General features: G+C 73.5%; 19 protein-coding genes, 1 tRNA gene, 1 other RNA gene and 1 riboswitch. Of the genes, 4 read left to right on the top strand and 17 right to left on the bottom strand.

Annotated elements, in window-relative coordinates:
- Nucleotides 1-271: 271 nt before the first annotated feature.
- Nucleotides 272-712, top strand: a complete 441-nt coding sequence (locus ACIPLC_RS32815) for an SsgA family sporulation/cell division regulator (RefSeq protein WP_400476681.1) — start codon at nt 272-274, stop codon at nt 710-712.
- A gap of 73 nt (nt 713-785) precedes the next feature.
- Here the strand turns inward: ACIPLC_RS32815 and ACIPLC_RS32810 are convergent, their stop codons facing one another.
- The 3 genes from ACIPLC_RS32810 to ACIPLC_RS32800 are packed head-to-tail and all read right to left on the bottom strand — an operon-like array spanning nt 786 to nt 5,280.
- Nucleotides 786-3,326 (bottom strand): rhomboid family intramembrane serine protease, encoded by a 2,541-nt coding sequence (locus ACIPLC_RS32810; RefSeq protein ID WP_400476680.1) that lies wholly within the window; start codon nt 3,324-3,326, stop codon nt 786-788.
- A complete protein-coding gene (locus tag ACIPLC_RS32805) occupies nt 3,323-4,639 on the bottom strand; it encodes an alpha/beta hydrolase (protein WP_400476679.1) in 1,317 nt (438 codons plus the stop codon). Before ACIPLC_RS32805 ends, ACIPLC_RS32810 begins: the two co-directional genes overlap by 4 nt.
- Complete coding sequence (locus tag ACIPLC_RS32800; RefSeq protein WP_400476678.1) at nt 4,636-5,280, bottom strand: class F sortase; 645 nt, start codon at nt 5,278-5,280, stop codon at nt 4,636-4,638. The genes ACIPLC_RS32805 and ACIPLC_RS32800 overlap by 4 nt, the downstream gene beginning before the upstream one ends.
- 411 nt (nt 5,281-5,691) lie before the next feature.
- Here ACIPLC_RS32800 and ACIPLC_RS32795 point away from each other — a divergent pair, with 411 nt between their 5' ends.
- Complete coding sequence (locus ACIPLC_RS32795; RefSeq protein WP_400476677.1) at nt 5,692-6,993, top strand: hypothetical protein; 1,302 nt, start codon at nt 5,692-5,694, stop codon at nt 6,991-6,993.
- A gap of 3 nt (nt 6,994-6,996) precedes the next feature.
- On the opposite strand, the gene ACIPLC_RS32790 is transcribed toward ACIPLC_RS32795, so the two are convergent.
- Nucleotides 6,997-8,436 (bottom strand): MFS transporter, encoded by a 1,440-nt coding sequence (locus ACIPLC_RS32790; RefSeq protein WP_400476676.1) that lies wholly within the window; start codon nt 8,434-8,436, stop codon nt 6,997-6,999.
- A gap of 117 nt (nt 8,437-8,553) precedes the next feature.
- Nucleotides 8,554-8,868, bottom strand: a complete 315-nt coding sequence (locus ACIPLC_RS32785) for an SMR family transporter (RefSeq protein ID WP_350881126.1) — start codon at nt 8,866-8,868, stop codon at nt 8,554-8,556.
- 43 nt (nt 8,869-8,911) lie between these two features.
- Nucleotides 8,912-8,977, bottom strand: a riboswitch (guanidine-III (ykkC-III) riboswitch).
- Between the two features lie 85 nt (nt 8,978-9,062).
- On the opposite strand from ACIPLC_RS32785, the gene ACIPLC_RS32780 reads away from it, so the two are divergent.
- A tRNA-Cys gene (locus ACIPLC_RS32780) sits at nt 9,063-9,134 on the top strand.
- A gap of 120 nt (nt 9,135-9,254) precedes the next feature.
- On the opposite strand, the gene ACIPLC_RS32775 is transcribed toward ACIPLC_RS32780, so the two are convergent.
- The 6 genes from ACIPLC_RS32775 to ACIPLC_RS32750 form a co-directional block, all read right to left on the bottom strand.
- Nucleotides 9,255-11,582: a xanthine dehydrogenase family protein molybdopterin-binding subunit gene (locus ACIPLC_RS32775; RefSeq protein WP_400476675.1), complete on the bottom strand. Its 2,328-nt coding sequence runs from the start codon at nt 11,580-11,582 to the stop codon at nt 9,255-9,257.
- Entirely contained in the window at nt 11,579-12,745 is a 1,167-nt protein-coding gene (locus ACIPLC_RS32770; RefSeq protein WP_400476674.1) for a 2Fe-2S iron-sulfur cluster-binding protein, read from the bottom strand. Before ACIPLC_RS32770 ends, ACIPLC_RS32775 begins: the two co-directional genes overlap by 4 nt.
- Nucleotides 12,742-13,608, bottom strand: a complete 867-nt coding sequence (locus ACIPLC_RS32765) for an FAD binding domain-containing protein (protein ID WP_280680193.1) — start codon at nt 13,606-13,608, stop codon at nt 12,742-12,744. The genes ACIPLC_RS32770 and ACIPLC_RS32765 overlap by 4 nt, the downstream gene beginning before the upstream one ends.
- Before the next feature lie 310 nt (nt 13,609-13,918).
- On the bottom strand, nt 13,919-15,529 hold the full coding sequence (locus ACIPLC_RS32760) for a beta-N-acetylhexosaminidase (RefSeq protein WP_400476673.1): 1,611 nt from the start codon (nt 15,527-15,529) through the stop codon (nt 13,919-13,921).
- 129 nt (nt 15,530-15,658) lie between these two features.
- Nucleotides 15,659-15,937 (bottom strand): DUF3039 domain-containing protein, encoded by a 279-nt coding sequence (locus tag ACIPLC_RS32755; protein ID WP_400476672.1) that lies wholly within the window; start codon nt 15,935-15,937, stop codon nt 15,659-15,661.
- A gap of 61 nt (nt 15,938-15,998) precedes the next feature.
- Nucleotides 15,999-16,592 carry a YqgE/AlgH family protein gene (locus ACIPLC_RS32750; protein ID WP_400476671.1) on the bottom strand — a complete coding sequence of 198 codons (594 nt, stop codon included), beginning with the start codon at nt 16,590-16,592 and terminating at the stop codon, nt 15,999-16,001.
- A 290-nt stretch (nt 16,593-16,882) separates the two neighbouring features.
- Here ACIPLC_RS32750 and murA point away from each other — a divergent pair, with 290 nt between their 5' ends.
- Nucleotides 16,883-18,223 carry a UDP-N-acetylglucosamine 1-carboxyvinyltransferase gene (murA, locus tag ACIPLC_RS32745; protein ID WP_350881121.1) on the top strand — a complete coding sequence of 447 codons (1,341 nt, stop codon included), beginning with the start codon at nt 16,883-16,885 and terminating at the stop codon, nt 18,221-18,223.
- Nucleotides 18,224-18,340: 117 nt separating this feature from the next.
- Here the strand turns inward: murA and ACIPLC_RS32740 are convergent, their stop codons facing one another.
- The 6 genes from ACIPLC_RS32740 to ACIPLC_RS32715 all read right to left on the bottom strand — a co-directional run bounded on the left by ACIPLC_RS32740 (nt 18,341) and on the right by ACIPLC_RS32715 (nt 25,575).
- Complete coding sequence (locus ACIPLC_RS32740) at nt 18,341-18,622, bottom strand: HU family DNA-binding protein (RefSeq protein WP_188304146.1); 282 nt, start codon at nt 18,620-18,622, stop codon at nt 18,341-18,343.
- A 509-nt stretch (nt 18,623-19,131) separates the two neighbouring features.
- Nucleotides 19,132-20,604, bottom strand: a complete 1,473-nt coding sequence (locus ACIPLC_RS32735; protein ID WP_400476670.1) for an NAD-dependent malic enzyme — start codon at nt 20,602-20,604, stop codon at nt 19,132-19,134.
- A 323-nt stretch (nt 20,605-20,927) separates the two neighbouring features.
- Nucleotides 20,928-23,258: a HelD family protein gene (locus ACIPLC_RS32730; protein WP_400476669.1), complete on the bottom strand. Its 2,331-nt coding sequence runs from the start codon at nt 23,256-23,258 to the stop codon at nt 20,928-20,930.
- Nucleotides 23,259-23,386: 128 nt separating this feature from the next.
- Nucleotides 23,387-23,768, bottom strand: a transfer-messenger RNA (tmRNA) gene (ssrA, locus tag ACIPLC_RS32725).
- 85 nt (nt 23,769-23,853) lie between these two features.
- Nucleotides 23,854-24,330 carry an SsrA-binding protein SmpB gene (gene smpB, locus ACIPLC_RS32720; protein WP_350881115.1) on the bottom strand — a complete coding sequence of 159 codons (477 nt, stop codon included), beginning with the start codon at nt 24,328-24,330 and terminating at the stop codon, nt 23,854-23,856.
- Nucleotides 24,331-24,429: 99 nt separating this feature from the next.
- Complete coding sequence (locus ACIPLC_RS32715; protein WP_400476668.1) at nt 24,430-25,575, bottom strand: S41 family peptidase; 1,146 nt, start codon at nt 25,573-25,575, stop codon at nt 24,430-24,432.
- Nucleotides 25,576-25,806 lie beyond the last annotated feature (231 nt).

Genomic DNA, 25,806 nt, shown 5'->3' with positions numbered 1-25,806 from the left:
ATCATCGCAGGTCAGGGGCGGTTTCTCAGCCCCGCCCCGCGGTCGGGCGGCGATCGGACAACCCGCCCAGCGTACCGGCCCGGCGCCCTCAGGGCGGCCAGGCGAGGCTCCGCGCCGGGTCGGGGCGGCCGGAAATCGACGTGATGCGGATCACATTCGATCGACTTCGAAACCGAGTAATCACGACCGGTCCCAGGACTCTCACCAGGGTGAGGCCGCCCCAACCCTCCCCCTTGTCGACCGGCCTCACACCGACCCGAAGGGACTCGCCGTGCACACCCCCGCCGAAGAGACCGTCCAGGCCCGCCTGATCCTCTCCCCCCACCGCTCCGTCCGGCTGCGGGTGGTCCTGAGTTACCTGCCGGAGGACCCGCTCGCCGTCCGGATGGCCTTCCCCGCCGAGTTCTCCCTGGACGAACCGGCGGACGGCGGCGCGGGCGCGGACGGCGCCGACGACATCGTCTGGGTCTTCGCCCGCCAACTGCTCTCGGCCGGCCTGGAGCTGTCGGCCGGCGTCGGCGACGTCCACGTCCGACCCGCGCTCGGCCGGCGCACCATGGTCGAGCTGCGGGCGCCGGAGGGCACCGCGCTGCTCCAGTTCGACACCACCGACCTGCGCCGCTTCCTGTGGCGCAGCCGGCTGCTCGTCCCCGAGGGCGAGGAGCACCTGCACCTGGACGCCGACCGCGCGCTCGCCGAGCTGCTCGGCTGAGCGGCACGCGGGCCGGCGTCCGGGAGCGTCAGCGCGCTTCCGGCCGGCGCCCGGGCCCGGGGCCCGGGACGCCTCAGCCCGACAGCCTGCGCATCAGCCGGACGCCCTGTGCCGGCGTCAGGTGCGGCAGGTACGCCTTGCCGATCGCCCTGGTGATGCTCGGCAGCGCGGCGGGGTCGGGGTAGGCCATGTACATCGGCCGGTACTCCGGCTGGAACTTCGACTTGAACGCGAGCAGCGAGCGGAAGCCGTACACCGGCTCCAGCACCCGTCCCATCCAGTCCAGCATCCGTTGCAGGCCGGAGGGCTCCTCGTCCTGCCCGGAGCGGGCCAGCGGCGCGCCGGACAGCGACAGGAAGCGCGCGCCCTCCTCCTTGAAGCCCAGCGCGGCCGAGGCGATCAGGAACTCGTTGACGCCGCGGAAGCCGTCCGAGCGCCGGCGCATGAAGTCCAGCGTCCAGCCGACCGGCACGCCGTCCTCGTACACCGGCATCCAGCTGGTCAGCCCGTGCACGACGCGCTGCCCGTCCACCGCGATCAGCACCCGCACGTCCGGGTCGTCCAGTTCCTCCAGCCCGCCGAGCGTGAAGCCCATCTCGGGCAGGCCCTTCTCGGAGACCCACTCCTCGGAGATCGCCCGGATCTGGTCCCGCAGCGCGCGCGGCGCCTCGTGGTAGGACCACCACTCGGCGGTGATGCCCTGCTTGCCGGCCTTGTTCAGCGCGGTCCGGATGTCCTGCCACTTGCGGCCGGTGAAGGCCAGCTCGGGCAGCGCGACCACGGTGTCCTCGGCGACCTGCACCGAGCGCCAGCCGAGCTGCCCGGCGGCCGCCCTGGTCTGCGGGGAGACGCTGTAGAAGCACGGGGTCCAGCCGCGCTGGTCGCAGTACCGGGCGAACCCGGCCACCGCCCCGGCCCGGGCCTCCGGCGCGCCGAACGGGTCGCCGGTGGTCAGCGCCACCGTGTTGTGCACCCGGTAGGCGACGGCCGCCCGGCCCTCGTCGTCGAACCAGTAGTGGTTGCCGTCCCAGGTGGTGATGAAGGACAGCGTCCCGCCGCCGTACGCGGTGAGCAGCGCCCTGGCCCGGGCGGCCGCCTCGGCGTCGGTGTGCAGCACCGGCCGGCGGAAGGCCGGCAGCAGCGCGGCCAGCGCGACCACCCAGAACGCCAGCCCGCAGTACGTCTCCAGGAACAGCGCCACCGGGCCGACCGCGATCGGGTAGTCCGGCAGCAGGTCGTTGTAGGCGGGCGGCAGGAACTGCGCCGGCAGCCCGTGCAGCAGCCGGCGGACGTTCGCCCCCGGCTCGAACTGGTCGGCGGCGAGGCGCCCGAGCCCCACGTACGCGGCGGAGGCCGCCAGGGCGGCGCCGCCGAGCAGCGCGCCCAGCCGGAGCACCGCCCGGCCGGGCAGCCGCAGCCGGAAGCGCTGCCGGGTGGCCAGCAGCAGGCCGAGGGTGAGCAGCGGCAGCAGCAGCGCCTCGACGAAGTACTGCACCACGTCGCCGCTGACCGGGCCGGAGTCGAGGTACAGCCAGCCCAGCAGCGCCGCCCAGAGCAGCTCGGTGGCGACGGTGATCCGCCAGGCGAGCCGCAGCCCCCGGCGCAGCCCCTCGGCCAGGACCAGCAGCAGCGCCGGGAACAGCGCGGCCATCAGCCGGCCCGGGGTGTCGAAGATCCGCTCGACGGCGTGCGCGCGGGCGCAGTCGTGCGCCGACAGCGCGCAGAAGTCGGCGACCTCCTCCGGGCTGAGCCGGTGCGAGAAGTACAGCTCGGAGAAGGTGTTGAACGGCCCGCTGGCGTTGTCGTACAGCGAGGCGATCAGCGGTCCGAGCGCGGCGGCGACCAGGCAGAGCGCCACCAGCACCCGGGTCTCGGAGTGCGAGGAGCGGTGGGTGCGCAGGTGCAGCCGGCCCCGGGCGAGCAGCGCGCCGGCGCCCAGCCCGACGAGCGCGGCGGCGCACCGCTGGACGCTCTGCAGGTGGCCCACGTACAGCGTCATGACCAGCGGGGCGAGCAGCACCAGCAGGTGCAGCCGGCGGCGCCAGAGCACGGTGAGCCGGTAGCCGAGCACCCCGGCGAGCGCGAACAGGCCGACGCCGGGGCCGACCGCGGTCTGGTCGGCCACCGAGACGGTCCACTGCTCGCCGACCCGGGAGCCGGCCGCGATCAGCGCGGTGCCGAGCAGGGTGCCCGCCAGCTGCCCGCCGACCAGCACCGCGAGCGTGCGCAGCCGCCCGAGCCGGTGCTCGGCGGCCGGGCCGACCAGGAGCAGCAGCAGGCTGGTGAACACGTACGCGCCCAGGCCGGAGCACCAGAACAGCGAGGTGAATGGCGTCCACCAGCGGCCCTCGGCGAGGGTGGGCACGCCGGCCCCGACCCGGTCGAGCAGCCGCTCGGACGGCCCGTGGGCCAGGCTGCCGGTGGCCGCGCCGAGCGCCCAGAGGCCGGCCAGCAGCAGCAGCGTGAGCGGTGCCGAGCGCAGCCAGACGCCGAACGTCCGGGCCGCCCGCCAGGCCCGCTGCGGGTGCGGCTCCGGCGTTCCGGCGACGGGCGCGCGGTCCGCCGGCGACTCGTGCTCGTTCGTCGGCGCGGGGGCCGCGAGGAGCCGCGTCACCGGACGAGCCCGGTCTGCTGGGCGAGCCAGGTCAGGTTCTGTTCGAAGGCCTGGCGGAACACCACCCAGCTGTGCCAGCCGGGGATGGTCTGGTAGCCGACCTTCATCCCGGCCGCCTGCGCCGCTGCATGGGCCTTCTCCTGCATGGGTCGGAAGTCCGGGTCGTTGGCGCCGACCACGAACATGCCGGCGGTGTCGGGGAACTTCTGCCGGGCCATGACGTGCAGCGGGTCGACGGCGTCGAACGCGGCCTCGTCGCCGTCGAAGGCCTTGTCGACGGTCTCGCCGCGGTCGCCCAGGGTCGGCTCGTCCTGGCCGGAGATGTCCAGGAAGGTGCCGTAGACCTCGGGTGCGTTGACGGCCAGTTGGAGCGAGCAGGTGCCGCCGAGCGAGAGCCCGCCGATGGCGAAGGCGCCGCGGCCGGTGGCGGTCTGCAGGTTGCGGTGGATCCAGTCCGGGACGTCGGCGGCCAGGTAGGTCTGCGCCTTGGCGATCCGGGAGTCCATGCAGAGCGTGTTGGTGAACGGGCTGCCGATGGGGTCGGCGACCACCACGATCGGGGCGAGGCCCCGGTGGTCGGCGGCGAAGGCGTCCAGGGTGTCCTGGATGGCCCCGGAGGTGATCCAGTCGGCCGGGGCGCCGGGCTGGCCGGGCAGCAGCACCACGACGGGCAGCAGCGGCCGGGGATTGGCCTGGTAGGCGGGCGGCAGGTAGACGTACCCCTCGCGGGCCGTGAAGCCGGACCGGGTGCCGGGGATGGTCACGGTGGAGAGGGTGCCCTTCGCGGGCAGGCCGGGCGGCGCGTGCCAGAGTTCCTCGACGGGCTTGCCGGGCGTGGCGGCGATGGTGCTGGCCACCTTGCCCGTGGTCAGCGCCTGGATCTCGGGCACCAGCATGGCCCGGGCGGTCGGGTACTGGTCGAAGCCCCGGTTGACCTGCGAGGCGGCCATCAGCAGCACCAGGACGGCGGCCCCGGTCGCCAGCAGCCGTCGGCGGACGGCGAGCAGCGGCGCGCGGAAGCAGAGCAGGGATATCGCGAACAGCGCGACGGCTATCCAGCGCAGAACGAAGTCCGGGGTGCCCTCCGGGAAGGGGTGCCACCAGCCGTCGACGCCGAGCTTCACCAGGGCGGTGAGCGTTCCGGCCAGCATCAGGGCGCCGAACAGGCGCGGGGCCCGCCAGCGTTCGTCGCGCGAGAACGCGAGCAGGGCCAGCGCCCCCCAGCCCGCGGCGAGCACGGCGTACGGGATCGGGCCGTGGGTGAGCGGCCAGTCGATCGGGTTCCAGCGGGTGGCGAGGGTCAGCGTGGTCATGCGGCTTTGCCCGGCCGGGTGGTGTCGGCCAGGAAGCCGTAGGCGACGACGTTGCCCTCGTAGCCGTGCTCCGCGCTGTACGCGCCGCCGCAGGTGATGACCCGCAGCTGTGCGTCGGCGGCCTGGCGGTAGACCCGGTCGTCCGGGAAGTCCTTTCGGTCGTGCACTTCGATGGCGTACAGCTGGTAGACGGCGACGGCGCCGTCCGCGCGGGCGATCTCGATCCGGTCTCCGCGCCGGAGCGCCCCCAGGTGGTAGAAGACGGCCGGGCCGGCCTTGTTGTCGACGTGCCCGGCCAGGATGGCGGTGCCGCGCTGCCCGGGGCTGGCCCCGCCGCGGTACCAGCCCGCCAGGTTGCGGTCCGCCTCGGGCGGGGCCTGGAGGTGGCCGTCGGGGTCGAGGCCGAGCGTGGTGACCGGGGCGTCCAGCCGGACGGCCGGGATGCGGATGCGGGTGGGGTCGGACGGCCCCAGCGGCGGGACGACGGAGACCGGGGCGAAGCCGGACAGCGCCTGTGTGCCGCCGGGGACGGGCGGCAGCGCGCCCGGTCCGCCGTCGTGCAGCAGCCAGGCGCCGAGCACCAGCGCGGCACCGGCCGCCAGGGTGCCCGGCCACGGGCTCCTGCTCTGCTGGACGCCCACGGGCGCTCCCCTCTGCCGACGGATTCCCGATCCTGGGAGTTTCCTGGGAACAATTCAATCGGATCGGACCCTAGAGCACGTCCATACGACGGTCGTAACGACACCCCCCGATCGGCAGGGCAACCGCCCGGATCCGTGCGCCGAGTGGGTGCCCGGTGACGGAGCGCGACGGCCGGTTCCCGGGTGACGGCGCCGCCGGAACACCTCGGCAGGAGCTTCGACGGCGAAGGGGGCCGATCCGGTTGCGTCAATCGGGCGATCGGTTGCGACCGCCTGTGGCGCCTCACCGACCGATCGCGCCCAACTGCCATGCTGACCCGGTCACGGGTTCTATCACCCCACTTGTCCGACCGGACTTTCGCACGTCTGTACGCCTGTACGCCTGCCGAACGCCTCATGAACGGAGTGACCATGGCCGCTCTCTCCCGCCGCACCCTGCTGGCCGCCGGTGCGGCCTCCGCCGCCACCCTGGCGGCCGGCTGCGGCAGCAACGGCTCCGACGGCGACAAGGAACCGAGGATCGGCTCGGCCGTCCCCCCTGCCGGCACGGCCGGCGAGCAGGGCGCCGACCCCACGGACTCCCCGGCGCCGCAGCCCGTCCTGATCGGCGACGGCTCCACCTCCGACACCGGGGACCAGCCCCACCAGCCCACCCCCGAACGGCTCAAGACCGGCGAACGCCCGCCGCAGTTCGTGGTCTTCTCCTGGGACGGCGCCGGCGAACTCGACAACGGCCTGTTCGCCCGCTTCCGCCGGCTGGCGCAGGAGCACAACGCGTCGATGACCTTCTTCCTCAGCGGCCTCTACCTGCTGCCCGAGTCCAAGAAGGACCTCTACCGCCCCCCGCAGCACAAGGTCGGCGCCTCCGAGATCGGCTACCTCACCGACCAGCACATCCACGACACCCTGGAGAACGTGCACGCGGCCTGGCTGGAGGGCCACGAGATCGGCACCCACTTCAACGGCCACTTCTGCGGCGCCACCGGCGTCGGCAAGTGGTCCCCGGAGGAGTGGGACAGCGAGATCCAGCAGGCCATGGACTTCGTGACGAACTGGCGCACCAACACCGGCTTCACCGACCTGCCGGCGCTGCCCTTCGACTACCGCAAGGAGCTGATCGGCAGCCGCACCCCCTGCCTGGAGGGCCAGCGCAACCTGCTGCCCACCGCGGTCAAGCGCGGCTGGCGCTACGACAGCAGCGGCAACGGCACCCAGGTGTGGCCGCAGAAGATCCAGGGCGGCGCGCTCTGGGACCTCCCGCTGCAGTCCATCCCCTTCCCCGGGCACACCTTCCAGGTGCTGTCGATGGACTACAACATCATGTTCAACCAGTGCGGCCCCAACACCAAGGCCGACCCGGCGCTCTACCCGGGCTTCCAGGCCCAGGCCCGCGACGCCTACCTGATGGGCTTCGACCGCACCTACAACGGCAACCGGGCGCCGTACGTCATCGGCAACCACTTCGAGGAGTGGAACGGCGGCATCTACATGAACGCCGTCGAGGACGTGCTCCGGACGATCGCGGGCAAGCCGGAGGTCCGGCTGGTCTCCTTCCGCCAGTTGGTGGACTGGCTGGACGCCCAGGACCCGGCGGTGCTGCGCAAGCTCCAGGGCCTCGCCGCGGGCCAGGCGCCGACCGGCGGCTGGGAGGCCTTCCTCGGCACCCCCGGCGCGCCGCCGGTGCCCGCCGCCACCGCTGCCGCGGCCGGCTGACCCTCAGGACCTCGCCCGGACCCGGCCGGAGAGCAACGCGCCCAGCAGGGCCACGCCGGCCATGGCCAGCAGGATCGCCGCGAAGGCCCCGGGTGAGCCGGCGGCCCCGGCACCCTCGTGGGCGGCGGCGAGCGAGCCGCCGCCCAGCGCCGCGAACATCACCCCCGCCAGGCCCGTCAGCAGGACGTTGCCCAGCGCGTCGCTCATCTGCAGGGCCGCCGAGTTCGCCCCGGCGTCCTCCGGCGCCGAGAGCTTCATCATCAGCACGCTGACGCTCGCGATCGTCAGCCCCATCCCGATCCCGCCGACGCCCCAGGCCACCGCCGCCGCCCAGGCCGGCACCGCCGGGACCAGCACCAGCGTGGTGCCCGCGATCGCCACCGCGGTCAGCACGAAGCCGCCCCGGATCATCGCCTCGCGGTAGCGCTCGGCTCCCGGCCGTCCCTGCAGCCAGGAGCCCAGCGCCCAGGTGAGCCCGCCGCTGGTCAGGGTGAGCCCCGACAGCGTCGGCGAGAGGCCGCGCTCGGTGGTCATCATCAGCGGGACGAACGCCTCGGCCCCGAGGAACGCCCCGGCCGCCAGTCCGCGCAGCAGGATCACCGACGGCAGCCCCCGACCGGCCCGCAGGGTCCGCGCGGGCAACAGCCCCAGGACGGCCGGCACCAGCAGCGCCGCCCCGGCGATCCCGGGGAGCAACCCGATCAGGTCGCGCCGCTGGCCCGCGTACTGCAGCAGGCCGGCACCGAGCGCGGCCATCGCGGCCAGCAGGGTGCGGCGGCGGTCGAAGTCCGCGCCCCTGGCCACCGGGTGCTCCCGCTCGGAGCGGGTCAGCGCGGGGCCCATCACGGCCAGCGGCAGCAGGATCAGCACCGGCACGGCCAGGAACACCCAGCGCCAGCCGAGGTGCTGGGTGATCGCGCCGGAGACCAGCGGCCCGATGATCGAGGGCAGCACCCAGGCCGAGGAGAAGGCCGCGAACACCGCCGGCCGCAGCCGCTCCGGGTAGGCCCGGCCGACCACCACGTACAGCGCGACGATCACCAGCCCGCCGCCCAGGCCCTGGATCGCCCGCCCGGCCACGAACACCCACATGCCCGGCGCCGTCCCGGCCACCACCAGGCCCACGCCGAACACCGCGATGCCGGTGAACAGCGGCTGCAACGGCCCGCGGCGGTCGCACCACTGCCCGGAGACGACCAGCGCGAACAGCGTGGTGGTGAAGTAGCCGGAGAAGGCGAAGGCGTAGAGCCCGAGGCCGTTCAGCTGGCGGGCCGCGGTCGGCATCGCGGTGTTGACGGCGGTCGCCTCGAAGGCGATCACCAGGACCACCGAGACGATCCCCAGCGTCAGCGCCCGGTAGCGGCCGCTGAGCACCCCGTCGCCGGGGTCGTCGTCGAGGGGTATCGGCACGGAGTCGACCGAGGTGGGGGAGGCAGTGGTCATACGTAACATCGTAAGGGCCGTCTGCCTTCATGACCCCTGACTCAGGTCGGTGACCAGCTCGGTCGCAGGGCCTAGGACCGGGGTCAGGGGAAGCGCGGGCGGGGGGTCAGGCGGAGGTCAGTGGAGCACCTTCAGGCCGACCACGCCGGAGACGATGAGCAGCAGGCAGCCGATCCGGGCCGCCGTCACCGCGTCCCCCAGGACGGCCATGCCGTAGAGCGCGGTGCCGACCGCGCCGATGCCGACCCAGACCGCGTACCCGGTGCCGATCGGGATGGTGCGCATCGCGTACGCCAGCCCGCCCATGCTCAACAGCAGGGCGACGCCGAAGACGAGGCTGGGGGTGAGCCGGGAAAAGCCCTTGGACGACTCCAGGGCCACCGCCCACACGGTCTCCAGGACACCCGAGATGATCAGAACGAGCCATGCCATGACGGCCTACCTCCGCAGTCCACAGCGGCCGGATTGCCGCTGAACTGCGCCGTCTTGTCGTCACCGGGTACGACGCGCTCGTCCGGGGTGGCCGGACACCGACCACCTGGTTCCGACCGTAGCACAAGCCGCCATACAGAATTTACATTCCACCGTTGACGGCCCCCCGCGCATTCCGCCACTATGAATTCACTGGCCGTGTGCCCGAGTGGCTTAGGGAACCGTCTGCAAAGCGGTACACACGGGTTCGATTCCCGTCATGGCCTCGCCGGAAATGGAATTGCCGGTCGACATTCCGTCGACCGGCAATTCCTGTTTCCGGTATTTCCAGGGCGGTCGGCCGGACAGGGCCTAACCGGACAGGGCCCAAGCCGCCGCCCCGTCCGTCAGACCGCGACCGCGTCCTCCGGCCGGATCGGCAGCCGGCCGACCGGCAGGCCGGTGGCCGCCCGGACGGCGGCGGCCACGGCCGCCGGGGCGACCACCGCGGGGACGGCGCTGACCGCCTTGGCCCCGAAGGTGGCGACCACGTCCCGCTCCTCCAGCAGGGCGGCGATCCGCACCTGCGGGGTGTCCAGCGCGGTGGGCAGCCGGTAGCCGGTGAGCGAGGGGTTCAGCAGCACCCCGCCCTCGGTGCGCAGGTCCTCCAGCAGGGCCAGGCCGACGCCCTGGGCCACGCCCGCCTCGATCCGGTCCTCGATCTGCCGCGGGTTCAGCGCCCGGCCGACGTCCTGGGCGACCGTCATCTCGACCACCCGGACGGCGCCCAGCTCGATGTCCACGTCCACCACCGCGCGCATCGCGCAGAACGCGATCGACACGAACGCGTCGCCCTGCCCGGACTCGTCCAGCGGCTCGGTGGGGTGCGGGCGGCACTGGGCGGTCGCCCAGAGCTCCTTGCCCTCCAGCGCCTCGGCGACCGGCATGCCGAGCACCCCGTCGTACGAGGTGATCTTCCCGTCGGCGATCTGGAGCAGTTCCACCGACATCCCGAAGTTGGCGGCGATCGGCTGCAGCAGCTGGTGGCGGACCATCAGCGCGGCGCGCTCGACGGCTCCGCCGGAGACCCAGGTGTGCCGGCCGCGGGCGGAGGGCCCGGCGATCGACTGGTCGCTGTCGGCCGGCGCGATGTACACCTCGCTGACGCCCAGCACGGTCTGCACGATCTGCCGGGCCAGCGTGGCGAAGCCCTGCCCGGAGTCGACGGCCGCGCAGATCACCGTGGCGTGGTCGCCGCTGACCCGCACGGTGGCGGTGGAGACCTCGTCCTCGCCCTCGGCACCGAGCATGTGCACCATGCCGACGGCGTAGCCGATCCCGCGCCGCACCGCCGCCGGGTCGCCGGCGCCGCCGGGCCCGCCCGGCAGCAGCCACTCGGCGTCCGGCTCGTCCACCGGCAGGGCCGGCAGCGGCTCGGCCGCGACGGCCTCCAGCAGCGCGCCGACCGGCGCCGGGCAGGTGACGGCCTGTCCGGTGGGCATCGGGTCGCCGGTGGCCATCGCGTTGCGGCGGCGGATCTCCACCGGGTCCACGCCGATCCGGGCGGCCAGCTGGTCCAGCTGCGACTCGTAGGCGAAGCAGGCCTGCAACGCCCCCTCGCCGCGCATCCGCCCGGCCGGCGGATTGTTGGTGCGCACCGCCCAGGCGTCCACGAAGACGTTCGGGCAGACGTACGGGCCGACCGAGAACGCGGTGGCGGCGGCCAGCGCCTCGGCGGAGACGTCCGCGTACGCGCCGCCGTCCAGCAGGATCTGCGCCTCGACCTTCACCAGGGTGCCCTCGGCGTCGGCGTGGTGGCGGTAGCGCAGCAGCGCGGGGTGGCGCGAGGTGTGGGTGTGGAAGGACTCCTCCCGGGTGAGGGTCATCTTCACCGGGCGGCCGGTGCGCAGTGCCAGCAGCGCCAGGGTGACCTGGAAGGAGAGGTCCTCGCGGTCGGTGGTGGCGCCGGGCACTCCGGTGGCCACCAGCCGGACCCGGTCGGGCTCCAGGCCGAGGCAGGCGGCGGTGCGGTCGCGGTCGCCGTGCGGGTCGGTCGAGGACAGGTGCAGTTCGACGCCGCCGTCCGGGCGCGGCACGGCCAGCCCGGCCTCGGCGCCGAGCGGGGCCGGATCCTGCCGGCCGACCTGGTAGAGGCCCTCGACGACGATCTCGCCGGCCGCGTCCGGGTCCCCGGTGCGCAGCGGCAGGTGGCGGAACAGGTTGCCGTCCGGGTGCAGCGGCGGGGCGGTGAAGGCCTGCTCGGGGTCGGTGACGGCCTCCAGCGGCTCGTAGTCGACCGCGATCAGGCCGACCGCCAGCCGGGCGGTGTCCGGGTGGTCGGCGGCCACCGCGGCGATCGGCTCGCCGTGGTGGCGCACCACGCCCGCGGCCAGCACCGGCCGGTCGGCGACGATCGGCCCGCCCGGGGCACCGTCCGGGGTGCCGTCCGGGCCGAGCGGCAGGTCGGCGGCGGTGACCACGGCGTGCACGCCGGGCAGCGCGAGCGCGGCCGCGGTGTCGATGCCCCTGATCCGGGCGTGCGGGTGCGGCGAGCGCAGCACCGCGCCCCAGAGCAGCCCCTCGGCCCACAGGTCGGCCGCGTACGGGTAGATGCCGAGCGCCTTGGGCAGCGCGTCGCTGCGCAGCGGTGAGCTGCCCAGGCCGAACGGCTCCGGTGCGCCGCCCTCGCCGCCGTCCTGCTGGAGTGCTGCGCCGATGTCGGTAGGCGACGTCATGATGCGTGGTCGTCCTCGGGGAGCCGGATGCCGTGGGCGGGGGTGGCGCCGTACGGGACGCCGGCCGGGGCGGGGCCACCGGCCGGGGCGCCGTGCGGGGGCGTGGCGACGTACGGCGTGCCGTGCGGGGGCGTGCCGTCGAAGGCGGCCCCGGGCAGCGGCGTGCCGTGCGCGGGGGTGGGTTCGTAGACCGGGGCGTCGTACCCGGCGTCGTAGCCGCTCTGCTGCGGGTAGCCGCCGGGCACGTAGGTGCCGTGGGCGGGGGTGCCCTGGTACGGCTGCTCGGGGTAGCCCTGCGGCGGGTAGTAGACCTGGTCGTCGGCGGTCTGGGCGGGGATGCCCTGGACCGGCGTCAGGACGGCGGTGTCGTACACACCGGTGTCGTAGCCGCCCTGGCCGTCGCCGTACGGCTGGTCGGCGCCGGCCGGGGCCTGCTCGGCGGGCGGCTGCGGGACGTGCTCGATCCAGGCGTCGGCGTCGGCGTAGACCGGCGGTTCGGCGGCGGGCTCGGGTTCGGTGGCCGGGTCCGCGGAGGGCTCTTCGGCGGGCTGTTCCGCGGCCGGGGAGGCGGTCGGGGAGGCGGCCGGGGAGGCCGTCTCCTCCGTCTCCTCGATGTCCTCGGCGCGCGCGTCGGCGATGCTCTGGACGGCGGCCAGTACGCCGCGGTAGCCGGTGCAGCGGCAGAGGTTGCCGCAGAGCGCCTGGCGGGCCTCGACCTCGGTCGGGCGGTGGTTGCGCTGGAGCAGGTCGTGCACCGCCATCGCCATGCCGGGGGTGCAGTAGCCGCACTGCACCGCGCCGGACTCGGCCAGCGCCTGCTGGACGTCGCTCGCGCCGCCGGCGGCCGACAGTCCCTCGACGGTGTTGATCTCGCTGTCGGCGGCCAGCGCGGCGGGCACCAGGCAGCCGGCCACCAGCTGGCCGTCCACCTGCACCGAGCAGGCCCCGCACTCGCCCTGCTCGCAGCCGTCCTTGGCGCCGGCCAGGCCGAGCCGCTCGCGCAGCACGTAGAGCAGGCTCTCGCCGATCCAGGCGTCGGTGACGGGCCGTTCGAAACCGTTGACCCGCAAGGTGTACGAGGCGCACGGGCGCAGCTCGCGGCTGACCTGCGGGGTGAGGCCGAGCGGGTCGGCGTCGAGGGTCTCGATGGGGTCTGTGGTCACTTCAGCGCCCTTCCCAGTGCCCGTCGGGCCAGCACCGATACGGTACGCCGCAGCCGAACGGCGGCCGCGCTCGGCCCCTCGGTCACGGCCTCCCAGGCGCCTTCGGCGCCGTAGCTGTCGGGGACGCAGGCGGCGGCCACGTACTCGCCGAAGGCGGCGGTCGCGGCCGGGTCGATCTCCCGGCTGCCGTCCCAGTCGATGCAGCCGGCCACCCAGGCCTCGGCCTCCAGCGGGCGCAGCGGCACCGGGGCGACGGCGCCGACCGCGCAGCGCACGGCGCGCCGGGCGGGGTCGAGGACCAGGGCGACGGAGGCGGTGGCGCGGGCCGGGCCGCTGCGGCCGGTGGCCTTGAGGAACACCTGCGGGGCGTGCAGCAGCGGCACCCGCACCCAGGTGAGGAGTTCGCCGGGGCGCACCGGGTCGAGGCCGGTGAGCAGGTGACTGACCGGCACCTCGCGGCTGGCGCCGGCCCGGGCGAGGGTGACGCTGGCCTCCAGGGCGGTGAGCACCGGGAGGGTGTCGCCGGCCGGGGCGGCGGTGACGATGTTGCCGCCGAGGGTGCCGACGTTGCGGACCTGCGGCGGGCCGGCGGTGCGGGCGGCGTCCGCGAGCGCGGGGATGAGCGCGGCGAAGTCGGGGCGGTCCATCCGGGCGTGGGTGAGTCCGGCGCCGAGGACGGCGGTGCCGCCGTCCTCGTAGCGCCAGCCGCGCAGTTCGGTGATCCGGCCGAGGCCGACCAGGGCGGCGGGGCGCAGCCGCCCGGCGTTGACGGCCTCCATCAGGTCGGTGGCGCCGGCCACCGGCACCGCGGCCGGGGTGGCGGCCAGCGCGTCGACGGCCTCGTCGAGGGAGGCCGGCAGCATGATCGTCCGGTTCACCTGGGTCCCACCGTGCTCCACTTGCTCATCAATCGGCTGCCGCCCGCGGCCCTCGGCCGTGGTGTCCGCGTCAGCAGCCCGGCCTGGCCCGTAGGGTACGGGCGATCGGGCCGGGTTGGGCAACTCTGGCACACAATGCTCGATGATCATTTCGGGGCAGGTGAACGGGACTGCCCGATTGGGACGGATACCGGGCGGTATCTGCCCCGGCCCGAACCGGACCAGGGCAGATGTTCATCTGTTCTTGACGTCAGATGACCACTCAGAAGTTCCCGCGGCGGTGACTCCGTCGTGCTCAGCGCACCGGCGGCGGACCCTCGATCGGCCGGCCGGCCACCCCGGGCCAGCGCTGCCAGGGGTGCGGGCCGTCCGCCGGGCGGTACTCGACGCCGAGCGCGTCCAGCACCTTCAGGTGCGCCTCCAGCCGGTGCTCGAAGCCGGCGTAGTCGCGCTCGGCCGGATCGGTGGGCAGGTCGGACCAGGCGACCTCGGCGAAGGCCACCAGCCGGGGGAAGGCCCGGTAGTCGATGTCCCGGGCGCTGTCCATGAACTCGCTCCACAGGTTGGCCTGGGTGCCGATCACGTGCCGGGCGGCGGTCTCGTCCAGTTGCCCGGGCACCGGCTCGAAGCGGTAGACGTCCTCCAGCGTGCGCACGAAACCGACCGGGATCGGCTCGTCCGGGCCGTCGGCCTGCCGGTGGTCGAAGTAGACGTGCTGCTCGGGGCACATCACCACGTCGTGCCCGGCCTTGGCGGCGGCGATCCCGCCGCCGAACCCGCGCCAGGAGGAGACCGCGGCGCCCGGGGCGAGCCCGCCCTCCAGGATCTCGTCCCAGCCGATCAGCCGGCGGCCGCGCTCGGCCAGCCAGCGGTCGAAGTGCCGGATCACGAAGCTCTGCAGCTCGTCCTCGTTGGCCAGGCCGAGCTCGCGGATCCGTGCCTGGGCGGCCGCGCTGTCCTTCCACTGCTCCTTGGGGCACTCGTCGCCGCCGAGGTGAATGAACTCGGACGGGAAGAGCTCCAGCACCTCCTCCAGCACCCCCTCGAAGAAGCGCAGGGTGTCCTCGGAGGCGTTGAGCACGTTGTGGCTGACACCCCAGTCCGTCCAGACGCCGAGCGCCGCGGTGTCCACCACGTCGGTGTTGCCCAGCTCGGGGTAGGCGGCGACGGCGGCCTGGGTGTGCCCCGGCAGGTCGACCTCCGGGACGACGGTGACGCCGCGCGCGGCCGCGTAGGCGACGATCTCGCGCAGGTCCTCCTGGGTGTAGTAGCCGCCGTGCGGGCGGTCGTCGCGGCGCTGGCCGGTCCGGTAGCCGACCATCGAGCGGTCCCGCCAGGCGCCGCGCCCGGTCAGGCCGGGGTAGCGCTTGATCTCCACCCGCCAGCCCTGGTCGTCGGTCAGGTGCAGGTGCAGCACGTTGAGCTTGTGCGCGGCCAGCAGGTCGACGAAGCGCAGCACGTCCGACTTGGGCAGGAAGTGCCGGGCGACGTCGAGCAGCGCCCCGCGCCAGCCGAACCGGGGGGCGTCCGCGATGTCCGCGCCGGGCAGCACCCAGCCGGTGCCGCGCAGCGGGGAGCGGCGGAAGGCGTCCGGGCCGAGCAACTGCCGCAGGGTCTGGGCCCCCCACAGCGCGCCGGCCGGCCCGCCCGCGGCGATCAGGGCGTGGCCGGGGCGCACCGTGATCCGGTACGCCTCGGCGGCCAGCTCGTCGTCCTGGACGAGCTCGATCCCCGCGCCCGGCCGGCCCGGGCCGAGCGGCAGCCCGGTGGCCGCGGACAGCGCGGTGCGCAGCCACCGCTCGGCGTCGGCCAGCCCGGGCGGGGCGGTCAGCGTGGTGGCGTCGTCGAGGGGGAAGTCCTCGTCCGGGCGGCGGACGGCACTCGAAGGCACGGGAATGAGGTCCATTCCGACATCCTGCCCCCGCCCCGGACGACTGGCATAGACCACTTCGGAAACTCGGCACTATGCAAAACGACACTGTGCAAAACGGCGCTGTACAGAACGACGCTGTGCACCGGCACGCGGCGGCCGGTGCTACTTCTTGTCGTCGTCGCCGCCCTGCGGCTTGCCGATGCCGTCGTAGATCTCCTTGCACATCGGGCAGACCGGGTACTTCTTCGGGTCGCGCCCGGGCACCCACACCTTGCCGCAGAGCGCCACCACGGGCGAGCCGGAGAGCGCGCTCTCCATGATCTTGTCCTTCTGGACGTAGTGCGCGAAGCGCTCGTGGTCGCCGTCCCCGTTGGACACCTGCGGGACGGGCTCGACCAGGGTGCCGGTGCCGAGGCCGCGCTCGGGCTCAAGAGTGCTCATAGGTGCCAAGTCTATGGGCGCCCCGCAAAACCCGGCCAGTATCGCGACGGCGGCCCGTGCGTCAGTTCAGCGTCGGGTCGTCCGGGTAGGTCGCGAGCAGCGCCAGCGGGCCTCGCTGGCGGCGCAGCACCGAGCGCCACAGCCGCTCCGGTTCCGGGCTGGAGATGTCCCCCGGCTCGCAGTCCACCAGGTACCAGGCGCCGCTGCCCAGCTCCGTCTCCAGCTGGCCCGGCGACCAGCCTGCGTACCCGGCGAAGATCCGCAGCGCGCCCAGCTCGCCGGCCAGCACCTCGGGCGGCGCCCCCAGGTCCACCAGGCCGATCGCGCCGTGCACCCGCCGCCAGCCGAGCGGCTCGCCGGTGCCCGGCTCCCCCGGCGCCACCGCGAGGCCGAGCGCCGAGTCCAGCGCCACCGGTCCGCCCTGGAACACCACGGCGGGCTGCCCGACCAGCCGCCCCCAGCCGTCCAGCACGCTGCCCACCTCGACCGGCGTCGGCCGGTTGAGGACCACACCGAGCGCCCCCTCGGCGTCGTGGTCGAGGAGCAGCACCACCGCCCGGGCGAAGTTCGGGTCGGTGAGCAGGGGCGTCGCGACGAGCAGACGGCCGGTGTGGGACCGTCCTGCGTGCGAATGGGCCGCCGTCATGCCACACATGATCCCGCAGAACGGCCGGGGTCGGACACCGCAACGCTCGAAACCCCGCCACGCCGGACGAACACCCGTACGGCCCATCCGGCGGGCGCGACCGAGCCCGGAGAGAGCACCATCACGGGAGAGGCTCACGGGAACCATCGGCACGCCCACTACCATCTACGGATGGTGGACGCCCTTTACGGTGCCGACTCGGTTTCGCCGGGGGCCCGAGCGCGCCCGTACCGACCGGTCCACCACCGGCTCTCTACCGGAGCCTTCCCACCCCTCTGGCACCCCGGATTGCGAGAACGATGACCGACGACGTCCTGCTGGTCCACGGCGGAAACCCGCTCGAAGGCGAGATCCGCGTCCGCGGTGCGAAGAACCTGGTGCCCAAGGCCATGGTCGCCGCCCTCCTCGGCCAGGGCCCCAGCAGACTGCGCAACGTCCCGGACATCCGTGACGTCAAGGTGGTCCGCGGACTGCTCCAGCTGCACGGGGTCACCGTGCGGACCGGCGACGAGGACGGCGAGCTGATCCTCGACCCGTCGCACGTGGAGAGTGCGAACGTCGCCGACATCGACGCGCACGCCGGCTCCTCGCGGATCCCGATCCTGTTCTGCGGCCCGCTGCTGCACCGCCTCGGCCACGCCTTCATCCCGGGCCTGGGCGGCTGCGACATCGGCGGCCGCCCGGTCGACTTCCACTTCGAGGTGCTGCGCCAGTTCGGCGCCACCATCGAGAAGCACCCGCAGGGCACCTACCTGGTCGCCCAGCAGCGCCTGCGCGGCACCAAGATCGAGCTGCCCTATCCCTCGGTCGGCGCAACCGAGCAGGTGCTGCTCACCGCCGTCCTCGCCGAGGGCGTCACCGAGCTGCGCAACGCGGCCATCGAGCCGGAGATCGTCGACCTGATCTGCGTGCTGCAGAAGATGGGCGCGATCATCACCCTGGGCACCGACCGGACCATCCTGATCACCGGTGTCGACGAGCTGGGCGGCTACACCCACCGCGCGCTGCCGGACCGTCTGGAGGCCGCCTCCTGGGCCTGCGCGGCGCTGGCCACCAAGGGCGACATCTACGTCCGCGGCGCCCGCCAGCTGGAGATGATGACCTTCCTGAACACCTTCCGGAAGGTCGGCGGCGCCTTCGAGGTGGAGGACGAGGGCATCCGCTTCTGGCACCCGGGCGGCGAGCTCAAGGCGATCGCCCTGGAGACGGACGTGCACCCGGGCTTCCAGACCGACTGGCAGCAGCCGCTGGTGGTCGCGCTGACCCAGGCCACCGGCCTGTCCATCGTCCACGAGACGGTGTACGAGTCGCGGCTCGGATTCACCGGCGCGCTCAACCAGATGGGTGCACACATCCAGCTGTACCGCGAGTGCCTGGGCGCCACCCCGTGCCGCTTCGGCGCGCGCAACTTCCTGCACTCGGCGGTCGTCTCCGGCCCGTCCAAGCTGATGGGCGCCGAGCTGGTCATCCCCGACCTGCGCGGCGGCTTCTCGTACCTGATCGCGGCGCTGGCGGCCGAGGGCACCTCGACCGTGCACGGCATCGACCTGATCAACCGCGGCTACGAGAACTTCATGGACAAGCTGCGCGACCTGGGCGCGCACGTCGAGCTGCCGAGCGAGCAGCTGGTCGACGCCTGACCGGCAGGGCGTGTCCGGTGGACCCGACGGGATCCACCGGACACGCCCCACGGCCCACGACGAGAGGCCGGGCTCCCCCAACGGGGAGCCCGGCCTCTCGGGCGTTCAAGGGGTGGTTCAGACGCCCTTGGCGGCTTCCTTCAGCTTGGAGCCGGCGCTCACCTTGGCGCTGTAGCCGGCCGCGATCTGGATCGGCTCACCGGTCTGCGGGTTGCGGGCGGTGCGGGCGGCGCGGTGGGTGCGCTCGAAGGTCAGGAAACCGGGGATGGTGACCTTCTCGTCGCCCTTGGCGACGACCTCGCCGACGATCTCGGCGAAGGCGGCCAGAACGGCGTCGGCGTCCTTGCGGGTCACCTCGGCGCGCTCGGACAGCGCGGCCACCAGCTCACTGCGGTTCATGTGTACTCCTGTGGTCTGTTCGCTTGCGGTGCGCGGGGGCCCATCGGTGCTCCCACCGGGGGGCACCCGGATGGGCCGCAGGTCCGCACACTGTGCTCATGCAGGCATTGCGTGGTCGCAGGCCGGGTCCGTACCCGATGCCGCGCGCCGGTGCCGTCGAAGGCCCGTCCGCCTGCCTGGATACGAATCCTGCCCCGACCGGCCCCGAGAAAGCCAATCGGGCCCCGGCCACGACACCCGAACGAAGCCCGCCCGTTGGAGGTGTGACGCTCCGTCGGCTCCGGCGGACCGGGCGCGGGCGGCGGTCGGGACGACGCGCCGGAAGACCAGGGGGACGTTCCGTACTTGTCGGACACGCCTGCCCCGTGCAGGGCTACCGTACGCCCTAGGCACGACAAGCCCAAACACGCCCTTCGCCCTTGTGTCGCAAGGGTTCGGGGCGGGATCAGGCGGGTAGGGCCGCTATTCGGACATTTGACCGACCGGCGACGCGTCGGCCACCGGGCCGGTCAGAGCTTGACGGTGGGGAAGGAGGAGGCGTCGAGCGTGCCGACGATGCCCGGGGTCGGGCGGGCCGGCTCCGTGCTCTCCTGGGCCCCCGCCAGCGCCGCCTCGCGCACCGCCGAGGCCACCGTCTTGGCGACGTCCTTGTGGAAGACGCTCGGGATGATGTAGTTGGCGTTCAGCTCGTCGTCGCCGACGGTGGTGGCCAGCGCCCGGGCCGCGGCGATCATCATCTCGGTGTTGACGGTGCGGCTCTGGGCGTCCAGCAGGCCGCGGAAGACACCCGGGAAGACCAGTACGTTGTTGATCTGGTTGGGGAAGTCGCTGCGGCCGGTGGCGACCACGGCGGCGGTCTGCCGGGCGATGGCCGGGTCGACCTCCGGGTCCGGGTTGGCCAGCGCGAAGACGATCGAGTCCTCGGCCATGGTGGCCAGGTCCTCGCCGTCCAGGACGTTCGGGGCCGAGACGCCGATGAAGACGTCGGCGTCCGCCACGGCCTCCTTGAGGCTGCCGGTGCGGCCCGAGCGGTTGGTGTGCTCGGCGATCCAGCGCAGGCTGTCGTTGAGGTCCTCCCGGCCCTGGTGGACCACGCCGAGCACGTCCGCCACGGTGGCGTGCTCGACGCCGGCCGCCAGCAGCAGCTTGAGGATCGCGGTACCGGCCGCGCCGGCGCCCGACATCACCACCCGGATGTCGCTGATCTCCTTGCCGACCACCTTCAGCGCGTTGGTGAGGGCGGCCAGCACCACGATCGCGGTGCCGTGCTGGTCGTCGTGGAAGACCGGGATGTCCAGGGCCTCGCGCAGCCGGGCCTCGATCTCGAAGCAGCGCGGCGCGGAGATGTCCTCCAGGTTGATGCCCGCGAAGCCGGGGGCGATCGCCTTGACGATGGCCACGATCTCGTCGCTGTCCTGGGTGTCCAGGCAGATCGGCCAGGCGTCGATCCCGGCGAAGCGCTTGAACAGGGCCGCCTTGCCCTCCATGACCGGCAGCGCGGCGGCCGGGCCGATGTTGCCCAGGCCCAGCACCGCCGAGCCGTCGGTGACCACGGCGACGCTGTTGCGCTTGATGGTGAGGCGGCGGGCGTCCTCGGGGTTCTCGGCGATCGCCAGGCAGACCCGGGCGACGCCCGGGGTGTAGATCATGCTGAGGTCGTCACGGTTGCGGATCGGCAGCTTGGACGACATCTCGATCTTGCCACCGAGGTGCATCAGGAAGGTGCGGTCCGAGACCTTGCCGATCGACACGCCGTCGATCGCCCGCAGCTTCTCGACGATCTCCTCGCCGTGCGCGACCGAGGAGGCCGCCACCGTGACGTCGATCCGCAGCGCCTCCAGGCCGGAGGCGGTGACGTCGAGACCGGTCACCGAACCGCCGGAGGACTCCACGGCCGTGGTGATCGCACTGACGGCGTTGCCCCGGGCCGGGACCTCCAGCCGCACCGTGATCGAGTTGGAGACACTGGGCACCGTCGCCATCGACGCTTCCTTCTTCCGTCCGTGCGGCAGGTTCAACATTTTGTTGAAGGCATCGCCTGCGCATGCTAGGCCTCGATCGTCGCACCTTCCAAGGGGTAGCCAGAAATAACGTTCATTGAGTGTGCGGACCCGACAACTTCTTGCCTCTCCGGGCCGATGCGTTACATTGGACGGGACACCGGCTCGATCCAAGCCCCCGGGCCCAACCTTCGTCCCTTCGAGGGACCACTTGCCGCGAGGCGAGCATGGCGGGTCGGTGTCACTAACGTCTGAAGGCCCCTCACCATCCGGTGAGGGGCCTTCTTCGTCCGGCGGACCGGCCGTCAGCCGTGCAGCAGCGCGGGCACGCCAGCCGCGTCCGGCAGGTCGTCCGGGCCGGACAGCACGGTCAGCCGCTGGGTCGCCCGGGTGAGCGCCACGTACAGCACCCGCAGGCCGGCCTCCGACTCGCCGGCGATGCCGGTCGGGTCGGCCACCACGGTCGCGTCGTACTCCAGGCCCTTCGCCTCCAGGCTGCCCAGCACCACCGCCCGCTCGCCCAGGCCCTCGGCCCAGCCGGCCGCCTCGGCCCGGCGGTCCATCGGCACCACGATCGCCACGGTGCCGTCCACCTCGGCCAGCAGCCGCTCCAGCTCCGCCCGGGCCGCCGCGCCGAAGGCCTCCGGGGCGGGGTCGACGACGGCCGCGAAGCGCGGCTCGACGCCGACCCGGCGCACCGCGCTCGGCGACGGGGTGCCCGGCGCGGCCAGCGCCAGCACCTTGGCCGCGACCTCGGCGATCTCGGCCGGGTTGCGGTAGTTGACGGTCAGCGTGAAGCGGCGGCGCGGCTTGCCGGACAGCACCTCGTCCAGCGCGGCCTGCGCCTCCTGCGGGAACGGCCAGGAGGACTGCGCCGGGTCGCCGACGATCGTCCAGGTCGCCATCCGGGCCCGGCGGCCGATCATCCGCCACTGCATCGGGGTGAGGTCCTGCGCCTCGTCCACGATCACGTGCGCGTACTCGGTGCGCTCCACCGGCACCCTCCCCCAGCCTCCGGCCGGGGGTACCCCCACGCGGCGTCCGGAGGAGCGGTCGGCGAAGGTGGTGACCTCCTCCAGCCCGCTCAGCAGGTCCACCGCGTCCACCTCGCGCACCTTCGGCCGGACCGCCTCGCCGAGCAGCACCTGGAGCTCGTCCACCAGCGCGACGTCGTGCGCGGACAGCGCGCCCGCACCGTTCGGGGACAGGTGGCGCCAGGACGCCGCCAGCAGCCTCGCCTCGTCCGGGGCGACGGCGCGGCGGGCGATCCGGTTGATGTGCCGGTGCTGCTTGAGCGTGCCGAGCACCCGGCGCGGGGTCACGGCGGGCCACCAGGCGTCCAGGAAGTCCAGGAACGACGCCTCGTCCGAGACGTAGTCGTCGAAGGACTCCCTCTCCTCCTGACGCTGCTCGCGGGCGTAGTGGTCGGTCGGCTTCGGCAGGTGCCGGGTGACCTCCTGCCACAGGGCGTCCAGCAGCAGCCGGCGGGCCCGCGGGCGCAGCAGGTTCAGCGGGGTGCCGCCGGAGCCGATCACGTTGCCGCGCACGGCCTTGAGCCGGCCCGCGTCCAGCTTGAGCACCTCGCCGCGGGCGACCACCTTCAGCTCCTGCGGCGCACCCAGCTCCAGCGCCGCCCGGGCGGCCCGGCGCAGCAGCTGCACCATCCGGCCCGAGCCCTTGACCCGGGCCGCCTCCGGACTGTCGTAGATGCCCGCCTCGATGCCGTCCACCAGCGAGCCGACCGCACGGACGGCGACCTGCCCCTCCTCGCCGAGCGAGGGCAGCACGCCCTCGGTGTAGGAGACCAGCAGCGGGGTCGGCGAGACCACCAGGATGCCCCCGGCGTAGCGGCGGCGGTCCTGGTACAGCAGGTACGCGGCGCGGTGCAGGGCGACGGCGGTCTTGCCGGTGCCCGGGCCGCCGGTGACGAGCGTGGCGCCGGCCGCGGCGGCCCGGATCACCTCGTCCTGCTCCTTCTGGATGGAGGAGACGATGTCGCGCATCGAGTGGCTGCGGGCGCGCCCGAGCGAGGCCATCAGCGCGCCGTCGCCGACCACCGCCAGCTCCCGGCCGTTCAGGGTCGGGGTGAGGTCGGGACGCAGCAGGTCGTCCTCGACGCCGATCACCTTGCGCCCCTTGGAGCGGATCACCCGGCGGCGGACCACCCGGCCCGGCTCGACCGGGGTCGCGCGGTAGAACGGTGCGGCGGCGGGCGCCCGCCAGTCGATCACCAGCGGGCCGTACTCGGCGTCCAGCACGCCGAGGCGGCCGATGTGCAGGGTCTCGGCGACCGCCGGGTCGGCCGGGTCGAGCGGGGTGTCGGAGGGGATGCCGTGCTCCTCCGGGGCGTCCGCCCGCTGGAGGTCGATCCGGCCGAACAGGAAGTCCTCGAACTCGTTGTTCAGGCGCTGAAGGTGGGCGCCGGCCCGGTAGACCTGGGCGTCGCGCTCGGCGAGCGCGCCGGGAGTGCCCACGTGGACCCGCTTGGCGGCGTCCTCCAGGATGTACTCGGCCTCGGCGAGCTTCTCCTCCAGCCGGCGGTAGACGGTGTCGAGGTGCTGCTGCTCACCGGCGATCTCGCGCTCGCGTGCGGTCTCGTGGTCGGTGGCGGCGGTGGTGTCCGTGTTGCTCTGCATGGCCTCGGTGGTAGCGGCGGAATCCGGCTCCGGAAAACGAGCGGACGGATGATCCTACGCCCGAACCGGGGCAAACGTGAAGGCCGCCCACCGCAAAGCGGTGGACGGCCTTCACTGTCAACATGGGGTGGTGGAGATGCCGGGAATCGAACCCGGGTCCAGTGGAGTTAATTCAGGGCTTCTCCGAGCGCAGTCCGCTGTGATTTTCTCGGCCCTGGCAGTCACACGGACAAGCCGCCAACAGGCCCAGCTGCTGTTTGATTTCCCATCCGCCCTCGCAGCCCGGGCGGACGGTTGAGTTCCCTAGATTATGCCAGGGTCCGGGTCGGGAACTCCCCGGTCTGACACCCAAGCGCTATCGGTGCTTATTAGGCAGCGAGAGCGAACTGCTGGGAATCGCGCTTAGAGTTGGCGATTATTTTTTTGCGACACGTGGTTAACGAGATCATTGCCGCGTTCCTCGGCTCGCTTCCCCTGTTTCAACATCCCCTGTCGAAACCGATCATCCCCATGTTTTGTTGAGAAACAGCCGGACGGTGACCGTCCGTGTTGCTGACGCCATAGTACGCGAGGCGGCGGGTGAGGGTCCAGCGGATTAACGCTGGCGCCGCCGGGCGGCCGCCACGGCGCGCGCCGTCTCGCGGGTGTCCTGCTTCTCGCGCAGCGTCTGCCGCTTGTCGTACAGCTTCTTGCCGACCGCGAGCGCGAGTTCGAGCTTCACCCGGCCGTCCTTGAAGTACAGCGAGAGCGGGACGAGCGTGTGGCCCGCGTCGCGGACGGTGCTCTCGATCTTGCGGATCTCCAGCCTGTGCAGCAGCAGCTTGCGCTTGCGCCGGGCCGCGTGGTTGGTCCACGTCCCCTGGGTGTACTCGGGGATGAACACGTTGTCGATCCAGGCCTCGTGGTTCTGGATGTAGGCGTAGCCGTCGACCAGGTTGGCCCGCCCCTCACGCAGTGACTTCACCTCCGTACCGGTGAGCACGAGGCCGCACTCGTAGGTGTCGAGGATCGTGTACTCGTGTCGCGCCTTCTTGTTCTGCGCGATCAGCTTCTGTCCGGTTTCCTTTGCCATAGCGCGGCCATTCTCGCACTTCGGCCGGTCCGGGGCAGCCCCTTTAGGGCCTGCCCGACGGATGTTGCCGCGGGCCCGGCGAGATCCGCCGGACAGGCCCTAGGACCGGGTGCCGAGCCCGGCCAGCACCCGCAGGGCGAGCGCGTCGGCGTCCTCGCCGGCCGCCGCCGGGACGTCCGGGGCCAGGCCGGCGCCCTCCGGGGAGCGGCCGGCCGGGGTGTAGTAGCGGCCGACGGTCAGCTCCAGCACGGCGCCGTCGGCGAGCCGGCTGGGCTGCTGGACGGTGCCCTTGCCGAAGGTCCGGGAGCCCACCACCACGGCGCGGCTGCGGTCCTGGAGCGCGCCGGTGAGCAGTTCGGCGGCGCTCATCGTGCCGCCGTCGACCAGCACCACCAGCGGGGTGCGCTGGTCTCCCCCGGCCGGGGCGGTCAACTCCCGGGTCTCGCCGCGCTCCTGGTACGAGCCGACCGGGCCGCCGTCCAGGAAGATCCCGGCGGTGTCGGCGGCCTCCTCGACCAACCCGCCCGAGTTGCCGCGCAGATCGAGCACCACACCGGCGTGCGGGGCGCGCAGCGCGGCGCGCACCTGATCGGCCACGCCGCTGGTGAACGCCCGCACGGCGATCCGCAGCACGCCCTTCTCCAGTTGCTCGGCGGTGACCTGCCGGCTGTCCAGCAGGGCGCGCCGCAGCCGCAGTTCGCGGACCTCGCCGGCACCGCGCTGCACGGCGAGGGTGACCTCGGAGCCCACCCCGCGCTCGCCGTCGCGCCCGCGCAGCCGGGCCACCACCTCGGTGACCGGCAGGTGGTCGGCCTGGTCCTGGTCGATCCGCAGCAGCCGGTCGCCGGCCGCGATCCCGGCCGTGGCGGCGGGCCCGGCGGGCGCGACCTGGGAGACCGCGGTGACGCCGTCCTCACCGCGGCCGACCGAGAGCCCGACGCCCAGGTAACGGCCGTCCAGGCCCTGGCTGAACGCGGCGTACTCCTGGGCGCTGTAGTACGCGCCCCAGCGGTCGCCGTTGGCCCCGAGCAGGTGCTCGGCCTGCTGCTCGGACAGGGCGGCGCCGGCCGGGTCCGCCGGGAGTCCCGCGGCGGCGCCCGCGACCGGGCCGGCGTCGGCGGCCGGGCGCCGCGGCTGGTCGCTCGGGTCGCCCCAGGCCCCGGTGGCGGCCCCGGCGATCAGCACGACGCCGAACACCAGGCTGAGGGTGGCCACCTGACGTGCCCTGCGCGGAGTTTCCAGCATGGCATCGGAGTGTAGACACCGCGTCGGGCACCACGGGCCGGAACGGCGGGCGAAACGGCGGCGGGGCCCCGCGGGGCCGGGGGGGCGCGGGGCGGCCGGGGGGGGGGGGGGGGGGGCCGGGGGGGGGGGGGGCGGGGGGGGGGGGGGCGGGGGGGCCGCGGGGGGGGGGGGGGGCGGGGCGGCCACGGGGCCGGGGCGGGGCGGCTGCCCGGTCCCGGCCCAACGGCCTTG

The sequence above is a fragment of the Kitasatospora sp. NPDC086801 genome (genome assembly GCF_044745805.1).
Classification (GTDB): Bacteria; Actinomycetota; Actinomycetes; order Streptomycetales; family Streptomycetaceae; genus Kitasatospora.
The sequence above is the reverse complement of the archived record's forward strand: the minus strand, read 5'-3'. Positions and strand labels throughout refer to the sequence as shown.

Coding starts and splice junctions, on each gene's coding strand:
- ACIPLC_RS32790 (WP_400476676.1), bottom strand. CDS start 8,436: ATGACCACTGCCTCCCCCACCTCGGTCGACTCCGTGCCGATACCCCTC.
- ACIPLC_RS32715 (WP_400476668.1), bottom strand. CDS start 25,575: ATGCTGGAAACTCCGCGCAGGGCACGTCAGGTGGCCACCCTCAGCCTG.
- ACIPLC_RS32775 (WP_400476675.1), bottom strand. CDS start 11,582: ATGACGTCGCCTACCGACATCGGCGCAGCACTCCAGCAGGACGGCGGC.
- ACIPLC_RS32765 (WP_280680193.1), bottom strand. CDS start 13,608: ATGCTGCCGGCCTCCCTCGACGAGGCCGTCGACGCGCTGGCCGCCACC.
- ACIPLC_RS32750 (WP_400476671.1), bottom strand. CDS start 16,592: ATGTGTGGCATGACGGCGGCCCATTCGCACGCAGGACGGTCCCACACC.
- ACIPLC_RS32735 (WP_400476670.1), bottom strand. CDS start 20,604: ATGGCGACGGTGCCCAGTGTCTCCAACTCGATCACGGTGCGGCTGGAG.
- ACIPLC_RS32785 (WP_350881126.1), bottom strand. CDS start 8,868: ATGGCATGGCTCGTTCTGATCATCTCGGGTGTCCTGGAGACCGTGTGG.
- ACIPLC_RS32730 (WP_400476669.1), bottom strand. CDS start 23,258: ATGCAGAGCAACACGGACACCACCGCCGCCACCGACCACGAGACCGCA.
- ACIPLC_RS32740 (WP_188304146.1), bottom strand. CDS start 18,622: ATGAACCGCAGTGAGCTGGTGGCCGCGCTGTCCGAGCGCGCCGAGGTG.
- ACIPLC_RS32760 (WP_400476673.1), bottom strand. CDS start 15,529: ATGGACCTCATTCCCGTGCCTTCGAGTGCCGTCCGCCGCCCGGACGAG.
- ACIPLC_RS32805 (WP_400476679.1), bottom strand. CDS start 4,639: ATGACCACGCTGACCCTCGCCACCCGCTGGAACCCGATCGACTGGCCG.
- ACIPLC_RS32795 (WP_400476677.1), top strand. CDS start 5,692: ATGGCCGCTCTCTCCCGCCGCACCCTGCTGGCCGCCGGTGCGGCCTCC.
- ACIPLC_RS32755 (WP_400476672.1), bottom strand. CDS start 15,937: ATGAGCACTCTTGAGCCCGAGCGCGGCCTCGGCACCGGCACCCTGGTC.
- smpB (WP_350881115.1), bottom strand. CDS start 24,330: ATGGCAAAGGAAACCGGACAGAAGCTGATCGCGCAGAACAAGAAGGCG.
- murA (WP_350881121.1), top strand. CDS start 16,883: ATGACCGACGACGTCCTGCTGGTCCACGGCGGAAACCCGCTCGAAGGC.